The 12,071-nt window shown below is 58.4% G+C and carries 11 protein-coding genes; 8 read left to right on the forward strand and 3 right to left on the reverse strand.

What is annotated here, in order from left to right:
- Positions 1-39: 39 nt before the first annotated feature.
- The 3 genes from istA to ACOERD_RS07520 all read left to right on the forward strand — a co-directional run bounded on the left by istA (position 40) and on the right by ACOERD_RS07520 (position 2,878).
- The gene (gene istA / locus ACOERD_RS07510; RefSeq protein WP_419737605.1) at positions 40-1,548 is read left to right on the forward strand and encodes an IS21 family transposase; all 1,509 of its coding nucleotides are present in this window, start codon (positions 40-42) and stop codon (positions 1,546-1,548) included.
- Positions 1,535-2,266 (forward strand): IS21-like element helper ATPase IstB, encoded by a 732-nt coding sequence (istB, locus tag ACOERD_RS07515; protein ID WP_419737606.1) that lies wholly within the window; start codon positions 1,535-1,537, stop codon positions 2,264-2,266. The genes istA and istB overlap by 14 nt, the downstream gene beginning before the upstream one ends.
- A 345-nt stretch (positions 2,267-2,611) precedes the next feature.
- Complete coding sequence (locus ACOERD_RS07520) at positions 2,612-2,878, forward strand: hypothetical protein (RefSeq protein WP_419738583.1); 267 nt, start codon at positions 2,612-2,614, stop codon at positions 2,876-2,878.
- Positions 2,879-3,535: 657 nt separating this feature from the next.
- Here ACOERD_RS07520 and ACOERD_RS07525 read toward each other — a convergent pair.
- Positions 3,536-4,897, reverse strand: coding sequence for an ISNCY family transposase (locus ACOERD_RS07525; protein ID WP_419737885.1), 1,362 nt, complete (start codon positions 4,895-4,897; stop codon positions 3,536-3,538).
- Positions 4,898-5,264: 367 nt separating this feature from the next.
- Between ACOERD_RS07525 and ACOERD_RS07530 the strand changes: the two genes are divergently transcribed.
- Positions 5,265-6,305: an IS110 family transposase gene (locus ACOERD_RS07530; RefSeq protein ID WP_419738393.1), complete on the forward strand. Its 1,041-nt coding sequence runs from the start codon at positions 5,265-5,267 to the stop codon at positions 6,303-6,305.
- Between the two features lie 8 nt (positions 6,306-6,313).
- Entirely contained in the window at positions 6,314-6,748 is a 435-nt protein-coding gene (locus ACOERD_RS07535; protein WP_419738584.1) for a hypothetical protein, read from the forward strand.
- Between the two features lie 239 nt (positions 6,749-6,987).
- Here the strand turns inward: ACOERD_RS07535 and ACOERD_RS07540 are convergent, their stop codons facing one another.
- Positions 6,988-8,169, reverse strand: coding sequence for an ISNCY family transposase (locus tag ACOERD_RS07540; RefSeq protein ID WP_419737631.1), 1,182 nt, complete (start codon positions 8,167-8,169; stop codon positions 6,988-6,990).
- A gap of 152 nt (positions 8,170-8,321) precedes the next feature.
- Between ACOERD_RS07540 and ACOERD_RS07545 the strand changes: the two genes are divergently transcribed.
- Positions 8,322-8,717: a hypothetical protein gene (locus tag ACOERD_RS07545; RefSeq protein WP_419738585.1), complete on the forward strand. Its 396-nt coding sequence runs from the start codon at positions 8,322-8,324 to the stop codon at positions 8,715-8,717.
- Between the two features lie 102 nt (positions 8,718-8,819).
- Here the strand turns inward: ACOERD_RS07545 and ACOERD_RS07550 are convergent, their stop codons facing one another.
- Positions 8,820-9,026, reverse strand: a complete 207-nt coding sequence (locus ACOERD_RS07550) for a hypothetical protein (RefSeq protein WP_419738586.1) — start codon at positions 9,024-9,026, stop codon at positions 8,820-8,822.
- On the opposite strand from ACOERD_RS07550, the gene ACOERD_RS07555 reads away from it, so the two are divergent.
- A complete protein-coding gene (locus ACOERD_RS07555; RefSeq protein WP_419737624.1) occupies positions 9,019-10,761 on the forward strand; it encodes an IS1634 family transposase in 1,743 nt (580 codons plus the stop codon). The genes ACOERD_RS07550 and ACOERD_RS07555 overlap by 8 nt on opposite strands.
- A gap of 426 nt (positions 10,762-11,187) precedes the next feature.
- Positions 11,188-11,907 (forward strand): helix-turn-helix domain-containing protein, encoded by a 720-nt coding sequence (locus tag ACOERD_RS07560; protein WP_419738587.1) that lies wholly within the window; start codon positions 11,188-11,190, stop codon positions 11,905-11,907.
- The last annotated feature ends 164 nt before the right edge of the window (positions 11,908-12,071 follow it).

Consider the following 12,071-nt stretch of genomic DNA (forward strand, 5'->3'; position numbering starts at 1 on the left):
CATCCTTTTCATTGAGCAGTCGATGGAGAGGCAAGCGGGATGATTTGCGTGGAAACTATTAGAAAAGTGCGTCGCTTACACCTGATCGAAAAAAAGAGCATCAAGGAAATTTGCCGTTCGCTCAATTTGAGCCGTGCAACGGTTCGAAAGATAATCCGATCGGGAGTGACGGAGTTCAAATATGAGCGCAAATCGCAGCCATACCCGGTGCTCGGGCCTTGGCGCGCGCGTCTGGATGAAACGCTTGAGGAGAACGAGGCGCTTCCGAAGAAACACCGCAAGCGGATGACCAAAATCTGGAAGGAACTCTCCGATGATGGTTTTGGCGGCGGGTATGACAGTGTTCGACGCTACACAAAGAATTGGCGCATTGCGCACGGCCGACAACAGGCGCAGGCGTTCATCCCGCTGATCTTTGATCCTGGGGAGGCGTACCAGTTCGACTGGAGTGTGGAGACGGTTTTGATGGACGGTGCACTCACGACCGTGAAGGTTGCCCATTTCAAACTTTGCCATAGCCGCATGCCATTCTCCATTGCCTATCCGCGCGAGACGCAGGAGATGGTCTTTGATGCCCACGACGAGGCCTTCAAATTCTTTGGTGGAGGCTGCATCAACGGGATCTACGATAACATGACGACCGCCGTCGATGCGATCCTGTCGGGCAAGGAAAGAAAGTTCAACAAGGCATTCTCCCGGATGTGTTCTCATCATCTGGTGAACCCGATCGCCTGTACGCGCGCGGCCGGTTGGGAGAAGGGTCAGGTTGAGAATCTGGTCAAGGAGAGCCGCGCCTATAGTTTTACACCGCGTCTGGAGGTGGCCGACTTCGATGAATTGAATGCCCGGCTGCAAAAAGACGCGATCAAACGCGCAAAAGAACTGCGGCATCCGGAAAACCTGGAGGTGACGGTCTGGGAGGAGTTCCAGCAGGAAAAGCCGCTGCTGACGCATCTGCAGAAGCCCTTCGTCGGGTTCCGTGAAAAGACGGTCGCCGTGAGCCGAACCTGCCTGATCAACTTCGAAAGAAACAAATACAGCGTTGAGGCAAGAGCTGTTGGACGTCAGGTCCAGTTGCAGGTCTACGCCACGCGGATTGTCCTGCGCCAAGACGGTGAGATTGTCGGAGAGCACGAACGGTGCTTCGGCCGAGGAAAAACGATCTTCAACCCTTGGCACTATGTGCCCGTCCTCAAGCGCAAGCCTGGCGCTCTGCGCAATGGAGCACCGTTCCGTGACTGGGACCTACCACCGGCAATGACGCAGATCTGGACCCATCTGCGGGGCACATCCGACGGAGACCGGCAACTTGCCGATATTCTTTTCGCTGCTTACCAGCACGACATTGATGTGGTCGAGGCTGCCTGCGAAGAAGCTCTAAAATCTGGCCTGCGCAAGGCCGATGCGATCCTGAACATTGTCTCTCGGCGCACCAATCCCCCGCCGCCAAAGGCGATTGAGCCGCCTGCCCACCTGCAGCTGAAAATGGCACCGATCGCGGATTGCGCTCGCTATGACAGGCTTGGAGGCTCCCATGCAACTGCGTAAGGAAATTCTCGAACTTGCCCGTCAACTGAAGTTGCCAGGCATCGTCAACTGCTTTGACGAAGTGATGCAGGCCGCAGCCAAAAACAACTGGCGGCCCCAACAGGTCGTGGCCGAACTCCTCACGGCCGAACTGGCCGAAAAGACTGCGCGCTCGATCCGGTATCAGATGGGTGCCGCAAAGTTCCCGGTCTGCAAGTCCTTACCTGAGTTCGACTTCACGGTCAGCCCCGTCAACGAGGAAGTCGTGCGCAATCTTCATGACGGCGATTTTATGGACCAGGCCAGGAATGGCGTGCTGGTCGGTGGAACCGGATCGGGCAAAACGCATCTCGCAACAGCGATCGGGGGCCACGCGGTCAATAACCGCCGGCGGGTCAGGTTCTTCAGCGCTGTGGATCTCGCGAACAAGCTGGAGGCTGAACATCGCGAAGGCAACGCCGGGCGGCTCAGCGAGCAGCTGATCCGCGTCGACCTCGTGATTATAGACGAACTCGGTTATCTGCCGTTCGCAGAGTCTGGTGGACGATTACTCTTCCATCTCATCAGCAAACTGTACGAGCGAACGTCTATTCTGCTAACAACCAACCTCGCATTTGCTGAATGGCCGAGTGTGTTCACAGATGCCAAAATGACCACTGCTCTCCTGGATCGACTGACACACCATTGCGATATCATCGAAACCGGGAACGAAAGCTGGCGAATTAACCACCGCGACTAACCTCGAAATCGGGGAATAAATTCAAAACAGACAGCAGGTCAAACCTTCAGTCGAGCTACGCTCTCTTTTCGGTTTGACCTGCTGTCCACCCCCTCCTGAATCAACCTAAACACGACCCCCTCAACGCCCCTCTTAGCTCCAAGGGGGGTCAAATTTGGACGCCGATGGGGGGTCATTATTCAATGCCGATTGACACGCTACTGGGGCCGCGTGGCCGCCGGTCTCTGCGCCAAATGCGGGAAAACCCCGCCCGACCCCAACCGCCGCGAATGCGCCTCTTGCAACGCCAGGGCGCGCGCGAGAGAGCGGGCCAGAAAGAAAACCCGCAAGGCGCAGGGCCTGTGCGTGGATTGTGGCAGGCCCTCGGCGCCCGGGTTTGCGACCTGCGCGCCCTGCCGCGAGAACAAGCGCCATTATGATGCAAAGCGCAGCGGTCATGCCGTTTATCCCGCAACCTATACAGTTTACTTGCGCGACAGTGACGACCCGCTCGGTCGGTTTGAAACACGCGAAGATGTCGCCCTGTTTCTGGCCTTTGGCAGGCTGGACCGGGACGCTGTGGAGGTCATCACCGACGCGCCGCCGATCCTGGCCTATACCGGATGCAACTGAGGCACAGGATACCCGCGCAAGACAGCGGGCAGGGGGACACCCTGCCCGGGACGCCGCCAAAGGACGGGCAGCGCTGCCGGGACTGCGGCTGTGCCGCGCCCCGCCACCGCCGCCCGGCTCGATGTCGCGCACAAGCGCGCGAGGGTGCCGCGCCGCCGTTCGGGACCGGGTGCGGGGTCCGCGACAGTGGGCCCCGCGCAGGGTGAGGCGCGCCCGCGCCGGGGCGGGTCCGTCACAGGGGTTGACAGCCTGCTGTCAACGGCGCAAGCCGCCTGCCCCTTGACGCAAGATCCCGCGCCGGCGCGGGCGGGGTGAACCCTCAACCGCATAGGGCGGTTGACCCGGTCCCGGGCGGCGGCGCTTGTGGCTGTCAGTTTGGCTCTGATCGAAGGATCGAGACTATTGAAGGCCCTGTCAGGGGGGCTGCCGCCCCCAGCCCGGTCAAGCCCTGCGCCCCGCTGCGCGGGACTTGCGCGCAAGCGCGCGCCTTCGGCGTGCTTGACCGGGCTTCCCCCGCGTTCATCAGAGAAAGATGCCGTAATGGGCCTGACGGTGGTTTTGCTGGAATGTTGCAACCAAGTAGAAATGTCACTGGTTTTGCAAAGCAGAAATGTCACCTGTGTTGGGGCAAAAGTGCAGCCAGCCAGGGCTGAGACCTCAGATATCGCAGCCCTGGCTGGCTGCACTGCGTGCCTTGGCACGCTTTGCCAGCTTGGAATTCCAACCATCGTTTCTGCGGCCTGTTGGCTGGTAGCGTGTTCTCTGCTTTCCCGCCCGCCGCGGTTTGGGAGCCGCTTTCTCCTGTTCTTCCTTCACGAATTCCAGAACCGTACTCAGGCGCTTGTTCTCGGTGATGGCGGCATGTGTCACGCGCTGGTCCTTGTCGAAGGCAGAGTAAGGGAGCAGAAGACCCTTCCATCGGAACTCCAACCGACCGTCTGCGAACTCGTAGCTATCGACATATTTGCCAACCAGTCCGCGCGTAACCTCGTTCTCCTCAAGAATGATGCGCTTGCGGTCATAGCGCAGCACCAGTTGGCGATCAACGTAGCGTTCATCTCGCTTGCACAGGATTTCCCGCAGCCGATCCGGCTCGACATTCAGCGCCCGGTGCAGGTTGTCAGATCGGCGTGGCACCTTGGCGAACTTTACGTTGTAGCGCCCCATGAACCCCGGAAGAAAAGCATTCGCGGCCTCGATATCCGATATGTCAGCCAGCCGAAGTTCCTTGACCAGACGGTCCTGAAGCGTCCGGTTTGCGCGCTCGACACGACCCTTGGCCTGAGAACTGTTCGCGCAGAGGATCTCGATGTTCAACTCGTTCAAGGCCCGGCCAAACTGGGTCGTGCCGTGACCGGACTTTGCGGCCTGGTTCGGCACCCTGAAAACCGAATGCTTGTCCGAATAGAAAGCCACAGGACGACCGTGCTCCGCCAAACACCCCTCCAGCGCTTCGAAATAGCTGAACGTACTTTCAGATTCGACAAACCGCAGATGCATCAGAGTGCTCGTCGCATCATCAATGAAAACCAGGAGAGTGCAGCGCGGTCCCCGATCCTCGAACCACTGGTGATCGGACCCGTCGATCTGGACCAGCTCGCCCAGACACTCCCGACGCAATCTGGGCTGATGAAACGTCTTCCGCTGCTGGCGCGACAGCCAGAGACCGTCCTCGATCATCCAACTGCGAACCGTTTCGCGCGAAACTTTGAACTCATGCCGCTCCGCCAAAGCTTCCGCTGCCAGCGTCGGGCCAAAATCCGCATAATTCTCGCGGATCAGATCAAGACCATAAGTCCGTTTGGCATCGTGAATGCGATTGTTCGCGGTTTTGCCGCGCGATCGGTGCCGGAGGCCGGATGGCCCACCTTCTCGAAACCGGCGCAGCAATCGGAAAACCTGTCGTCTTGTCAGATCCAGAAGATGTGCCGCCGCCGACACACTCAATCGGCCATCTTCGACCTGCGACAACACTTCGATCCGGTTCAACTCGCGCTCGCTCATCATCACCCATCCCATATCCGCTCATCCTCAAGCTATTTTTTGAAGAGAGTGACATTTCTGTTTTGCTCATGGGTGACATTTTACCTTTGCGGCTACACTGGAAGGACCACCGAAAAGATCATATGTTGAGCGAAAGGAGATGGGATGAATGTGCTGTGAACGGTCAAAATTCCTGATTCTGTTATTGAGTTGGGAGAGGCGGATAGGTTTCAGGATGTATGAGCAATCTAGGGCGTTTGACCCTGTAAAGGAGATTACCCTTCACCTGTTTCCGAACGACCATCCTGAGGCGTGGGCTGTTGCCCTGACCTCGAATAGGAGTTTGGTTTGGCCGTTCACGCCCCATCCGGGGTTCCGCCTCCCAACGATGGGAGTATAGCACATGGCCTTTATTGGTGTCGATTTACATACGAATTCCTTCACGATCTGCCGCATTGGTGGGGATGGCTCAGAGGCGTTTGAGACGTTTCAACTCGCGGCGGCTGATCTTGAGCGGTTCTGCCTGAGCGTGGATGCGGAGGATGAAGTGGCGGTAGAAGCGACCGGCAACTCGGCATGGTTCTGCCGAGAAATTCGCCCCTGCGTGGGCCGGATCGTCGTGGTGAACCCACGCCAGTTCCAGGTGATCCGCAAATCGGTGAAGAAAACCGACCGCAACGATGCGCGCGCTCTGGCGACGTTCCTGTCTAAAGACATGCTCCCCGAGACACGCCTGAAACGTGCAGGTGAAACCGAACTGGCCTCTCTGGCACAGACTCGAGACATGTTGGTGAAATCGCGTACCAGGGTACTCAACAAGATCCATGGCATGTTCAATCGGCACGGGATCAAACTCAAGAAGGCGGGTTTCTCGGACAAACGGTTGCGCGCTTTGGAGATTGAACGCTTCAGCGACGTCGAACGGATCGAACTGACGGAGCTGCGGGATCAGGCGTTGCAGTTGAGTGCCGCGATCCGCAGGCTGGATAAGGCGCTGGAAGAGACCGCTGCAGCGCTTGATGGGTTTGAGGAAATCACCTCAATCAAGGGCATTGGAGCGCGGGCCGCTGCGATTTTCCTGTCCGGGATTGGCGATGTGAACGACTTTGCCACCGCCGACAAACTGGCCGCTTATGTGGGGATCGTGCCGCGTGTTGCCGCCTCAAACGGCGTTGAAATACACGGCAGGATTACGAAGCAGGGCAACAAGCTGGTGCGTACGACGCTGGTGCAATGCACGCTCAGCGCCATCCGATATTCCGGCTATCTCAACACGTTCTACCGCCGCATCAAGGAGCGGCGCGGGTCGGGAAAAGCCATCATCGCCACCGCTCGAAAGCTCCTGACCATCATCTACAACACATTGAAAAACAATTGGATATTCGAGGACTTCCCAGCCTTCAAGATCAAAAATACCAGACAAACCGCTGGACAAACATCATAGGAGAGCTTATGTCTCACGCATTGCAAATCGATACGCTGGCGTTTTCAAAGCGGCTAAAGGAAGCCGGAGCCGATGAGGCTCTGGCCGACGCGATCGTCGAGGGCCTCACTGCGGCCGATACGTCCGAACTCGCCACAAAGGCAGATCTGGCTGAGGTACAAGCGGCTATGAAAGCCGATGTTGCTGCGGTCGAGAGCGCATTGAAAGCCGATGTTGCTGCGGTCGAGAGCGCATTGAAAGCCGATGTTGCTGTGGTCGAGAGCAAACTGGCTGAGGTCAAGAATGAACTGAAAGGCGATATCGCTGAGGTCAAGATCGAATTGGCTGAGGTCAAGGCAGAGATTGCACATGCAACCAATCGGGCGATCTATACCCTGGGCGGTCTTGTCGGTGTGCTGTTCATCATTGATCGGATCATTCCGCTGATGGGGATCGGCAACTGACAGGCATAAAGACAGTGAAATGAGCGCCGCCTTTCGGGGCGGCGTTTTTCTGCAAGCTGCGGACAGGCGATCTGAGCCGAACATGATGTTTTTCCGGGAGTGTCGAGAACATTCTGAATTGTCCGGTGTAGGTAACATGCCAATTGTCCGCTTCAGTTGATTGCGCGGTGGCCCAATTCGGAGGGAGCCGTAGGCGACCGTAGATTTGGGCCACCGCGTTCGCGCCACGTCGAAGCGGGTCACGCGACTTTGTGTTTGCTATCCTCCTGTGTGATGGGTGATCCGTCAGGCTGGTAGCGGCCAATGCATCTCGGGCCGTGGAAGATGACCAGTTGACCATCGGGGTATTCGTGGACCCTGACCTTCGCCTTGACGAAATGATGACGGTGCCTGTCTGCCGCGATCTGCATGACCAGGCCCTTGTAGCGCACCGTATTGTCGTTGCCGACGACGCGGTCTTCCTGCACACACAGGGTGTCGCGCACATTGCCTGTAAACGGCACGAAGGCCGAGGTCGTATCCTCCGGCTCCTTTGCAAACAGGGCATTGTGTTCGGGAAGATAGACCTCTTTCAGGAACTGATTGGCCTCTTCAATGGTTGTGATCCCATGGGACCGCAGTTCCTGCGGCAATCGGTTCTGGAACGTGCCAAACATGCGTTCAGACCGTCCACGGGCCTGCGGTGAATAGGCCGGGATCAGCTCAATGCCGAGTTGCTGCAAGGCGCGCCCGACCTGGGTCAGATTGTCCTTGTCCACTTTGCCGCCCGCTTCGGGCGTATGCCAGTAATGAGAGCCCCGATCGGCATAGAGCGAGCAAAACAGACCTTGCGCCTCGATCACCTCTGTCAGCCCCTGAAAACTGCTCATCGTCCCTTCTTCCTCGACAAAGAATGCCGAATAAACCCGGTTGGTGGCATCGTCCATGGTGACGATCAGATCCCACCACTGACCCGGAACCCATTCATGGCTGGAGCCGTCCTGATGCAACATCATGCCAACCATCGGACGGCGGGGCCGCTTGCGCCGATGGGCACCTCGTCGGGGTGCTGCCTGAACCCGGCCGTGGCGCTGCAGTGTAAGCCGCACCCAGTTGTAGCTCTGTGTGAAACCATGGTGGGCCACCAGCTTCTCGTGGAAATGCTTCGGCGTGTAATCCCAGTACTTGGTATCAAACAGTTCAAGCATCTCCATGACCTTATCCGTGGCAACACGATTGTTGGCCAGTTTGCCAAGCCGACGGTCGTACAGACCTTCTGCACCATCCGCCTCAAATCGATCCTCCCAACGCCTGACGGTGCGCACGGATACACCCAGTATCTCAGCCGCCTGTTCTTGCGTCAGCTTGTTCGCGCTTCGCCGCGAATACACATCTTCAAACTTCATCAGTCGAACTTCCTGTAACACTTCTGCTCGGTTCATAACGCCTCCTCTCAGAGACAGAATAGAACCGGACAGATCGCATGTTACATACACCGGACATATCGCGTGTTAGCGACAGATGTTTTTCCGGGAGTGAGGTTGCCTGGGATCGTGTGATAGAGTTTCGCCCGGTGCGCGAACAGGGGGCAGATATGGCGACAGATAGACGGGATGCGGCCTGGCATTTTGAGGGGGAGTTCGGGCGGTCGCGTCTCATCCTGCGCATGGCCGGGCAGGGCGGTCAGGTGCGCATCAAGCTCCGGCTTGATGCCGACGGGCAAGAGACCAGGATCGTCTCTTTAACGCCCGAGCAAGCCGGGTTTCTGGCGGATACGCTGCCTGCGCTTTTGGGGATATTGCAGCGATGGCAAGAGCAGCAGCGGTATGGGATCGAAGCATTCGATCCCTTCGCGGAGTTCATTGAACAGGATGAGGCGGTGGCGGCATCCGGGGACGTCGTAGCGGCGGTTAAGCCCGCGCCGGGCCCGACCGATCCCGACCGATCCCGAAGCGGCTGTTTCGGAAGACTCTGCGCGCAGGGCAGATGACGATATCGCGGCCAAGGCGACGCCAAAGCGCCGCGGTCAATCCTGGACGAGCGAAGAAGAGGCGCAGATCGTCGACGCTCACGCGCGGGGCCAGAGCGTCGATCAGATGGCGGCTCTGTTGCAGCGCAGCCCGCTGGCGATCCGCAAGCGGCTGGAGAAGCTTGCCTGACTTCCGACCTTTTTGTTGATCTGACTGGGTTTTTGGTTTGTTTTCAGGTGTGGTTGCTCAGAGGCGCGTTGTAGTGCCCCATTATTATAAAAAGTATTGACATGGGCCTTCAGATGGCTAACCTCTTCGCCCATGTTCATCCGCACCAAACATGACGCAAAGCTCAACCGCACACGGATCCAGATCGTTGAATCCGTCCGCACCGGCTCCAAGGTACGCCAGAAGATCCTGCGCCATGTGGGTGTGGCCCATAACGACAGCGAGATTGAGGATATCAAGCGTCTGGCGGGCCGCTTGATGGAGCAATTACGCATTGATCGCTCGCCGCAAATGGAACTGTTCACGCCCACGGAATATGCCGATCTGCAGGCGCTGGTGCGCCGCGCTCCGCGGCCGGACAAGCTTGGCGTTGATCTTGCCGAGTGCCGTGAGGAGGCGCGGGTCTCTCTGGGTCTGCGGGATGTCATGGGGACGATGTATGACCAACTGGGTTGGGGGGCCCTTCTGGGGGCGGCGCGTAAAAGTGCCAATCGCATTGTGAAAGAGCTGGTTATGGCGCGGATCGCACAGCCCGAGAGCAAGCGCGCGACCGTGGAGGCGTTGGAGAACCAGGCAGGCATCACGCTCAATCTGGACGTGGTCTATCGGAGCATGGATTACATCAATACGCCGGTGATAGACGGGATTTGCAAAACCTCTCACGCGGCGGCAGAGAAGTTGCTGGGCGGGCCAGTGACCGTGCTGTTCTACGATTGCACGACCCTGGCCTTTGACACCGAGCGCGAGGACCCGGCCGAGGATGCGGACGGGGTCGAGCAGGATCATCTTCTGGCCAAGGGCTTCAGCAAGGATGGCAAGCATCACCGCGCTCAGGTCATGCTGGCGCTGATCGTCACCTCCGATGGGCTGCCTGTGGGCTATGAACTCTTCCCGGGAAACACCTGGGAAGGTCATACGCTGGAAGCTGCGCTGAAGGCGTTGGAGGGACGCTTCGACGTGGCCAGGGTCACGTTCGTGGCCGATGCCGCCATGCTCAGCAAGGACAACCAGCAGATGTTGCAGAACAAGGGTCTGCCCTACATCCTCGGCTATCGCATGAAGTCCGCCCCGGCCGCCGTGAAGGCGAACATTTTGAGCCCGGAGGGACGCCAGCCTTGGGCTGGACACGGTTCTGAAGAGGCAACCGAGAAGGGCTGGTACAAGGTGATCGACCAGGAGGGAGCGCGGGTCATTGTGACCTGGTCACCCACCCGGGCACGCAATGATGCCCACAAGCGCGACAAGGCAATCGAAAAGCTGCACAAGAAGCTCAAGCGCTCTCGCAAACCCGGCAGCTTCAGCAGCCGGGGATATGGCCGCTTCCTGGCCTTCCCCGACAGCGGGGACGTCACGCTGGATGATGCAAAGATCAAGGCAGCGGCACAATGGGACGGGCTGCATGCCATTGTTGTTCATGGTGCGGACGAACTGGAGGCACAGGACGTCATTGCCCGCTATCACCAGTTGTGGGAGATCGAAGCCTGCTTCCGCACCAACAAGCACGATCTGAAAATCCGGCCCATCTATCACTGGTCGCCGCGTCGGGTCCGGGCCCATATCGCCATCTGCTACATGGCCTTCTGCTGCCTGCAGCACCTGCGCAAGCATCTGGACCTGCTCGGACACCCGATGAGCCCGGCTCGTATCCGCAACGAGTTGAACGCATTGCAGCTCTCGATCCTGCGCCACAAAGGCACCCCTGACCGCTACGGCATGCCAAGCCATGCCACGGTCGATGCCAGACGCATCCTCACCTGCGTCGGCCTGACCTGGAACGAAGCCCCTTTCAAGATACCCCCCGGGCGCACCCGAAAAACTGGCCAGACCAAAGCCTGAGCTCCCTCAACACTCCGAAACAATCGCTGGCGAAAAAAGTCCGTGTAGTGCCTTTTGGCAACCAAGGCATAATAATATCAATGACTTATACGAAAAAATGTCGGAAGTCAGGGGGCCCGACCGATCCCGACCGATCCCGAAGCGGCTGTTTCGGAAGACTCTGCGCGCAGGGCAGATGACGATATCGCGGCCAAGGCGACGCCAAAGCGCCGCGGTCAATCCTGGACGAGCGAAGAAGAGGCGCAGATCGTCGACGCTCACGCGCGGGGCCAGAGCGTCGATCAGATGGCGGCTCTGTTGCAGCGCAGCCCGCTGGCGATCCGCAAGCGGCTGGAGAAGCTTGGAGTGATGAATGTCACGACATGAGCAAGCGGATCTGCGCGTTGGTTGCGACCATAGGAACACAGAAATGATGGAAGGTAGGGCATGGCCAGGATCGATCTGAAAGAAGCTGCGTTCCGCGCAGGCGTAAGCCGCTCAACATTGAATCGGCATATCAGGAATAACAAGATTCCGTACACCATTGATGAGAAGAACAAGCGTTACGTTGATCCTGAAGACATCGAACGCTTTTTTGGTGACCGGGCAAACAGGACGGCAGGTCCTGCACCAGTTGACCCGGCAGGTGATCCGATGCGCGCTGCACCGGTGCATGGTGCACCGGTTGACGCAGGCGCGCGCAGTGGATCATGTGCTGCACCGGTTGACCCGGCAGGTGATCCGATGCGCGACGCACCGGTGCACGGTGCCCCGGTTGACGCAGGCGCGCGCAGTGGATCATGCGCTGCACCGGTTGATCCGGCAGGTGATCCGATGCGCGATGCACCGGTGCATGGTGCCCCGACTGACGCAGGCGCGCGCAGTGGATCATGTGGATCAGGGCTGTCAGAGGGCGCTCTTCTGGCCAAACTGGACCAGATGCACGAGACCCTGCGCTATTCCATCGCGTGCATTCACGCCTTGAATACGAAGCGTCCCGGCTTGATCACACGGGTGGTGATGGCGGTTCCGATTGCCTGGTGCGTGATGTCCGGCGTCTATGTGGCAGGGTTCTGGGCCAAATACGGGCTGTCGGAAACACTCCGCTATGGAGAGATCAGCTACACGGCCTTGCTCAACCAGATTCCTGGCTTGTGGCCATTCTGATCTGCGCAGGGGCGTTTGGACCGGATTTTGCCAATTTCTAAAAATCTCTGAAACCACCCAATTCCAACACTCTCACAAATATCTTGCAGGTCTCGGAGATGCGGCGCTGTCGCAGGGCGCGTTTTACCCCGTCTCACACCCTGACAAGAGTGTGTCACGTTGGT

Source organism: Ruegeria sp. (assembly GCF_965199275.1).
Classification (GTDB): Bacteria; Pseudomonadota; Alphaproteobacteria; order Rhodobacterales; family Rhodobacteraceae; genus Ruegeria.

Bases quoted from the DNA above. Each gene is read 5' to 3' on its own strand.
- istA (WP_419737605.1), top strand. From the start codon at position 40: ATGATTTGCGTGGAAACTATTAGAAAAGTGCGTCGCTTACACCTGATC.
- ACOERD_RS07560 (WP_419738587.1), top strand. From the start codon at position 11,188: ATGGCCAGGATCGATCTGAAAGAAGCTGCGTTCCGCGCAGGCGTAAGC.
- ACOERD_RS07555 (WP_419737624.1), top strand. From the start codon at position 9,019: ATGTTCATCCGCACCAAACATGACGCAAAGCTCAACCGCACACGGATC.
- ACOERD_RS07545 (WP_419738585.1), top strand. From the start codon at position 8,322: ATGGCGACAGATAGACGGGATGCGGCCTGGCATTTTGAGGGGGAGTTC.
- ACOERD_RS07550 (WP_419738586.1), bottom strand. From the start codon at position 9,026: ATGAACATGGGCGAAGAGGTTAGCCATCTGAAGGCCCATGTCAATACT.
- ACOERD_RS07535 (WP_419738584.1), top strand. From the start codon at position 6,314: ATGTCTCACGCATTGCAAATCGATACGCTGGCGTTTTCAAAGCGGCTA.
- ACOERD_RS07530 (WP_419738393.1), top strand. From the start codon at position 5,265: ATGGCCTTTATTGGTGTCGATTTACATACGAATTCCTTCACGATCTGC.
- ACOERD_RS07540 (WP_419737631.1), bottom strand. From the start codon at position 8,169: ATGAACCGAGCAGAAGTGTTACAGGAAGTTCGACTGATGAAGTTTGAA.
- ACOERD_RS07525 (WP_419737885.1), bottom strand. From the start codon at position 4,897: ATGGGATGGGTGATGATGAGCGAGCGCGAGTTGAACCGGATCGAAGTG.
- istB (WP_419737606.1), top strand. From the start codon at position 1,535: ATGCAACTGCGTAAGGAAATTCTCGAACTTGCCCGTCAACTGAAGTTG.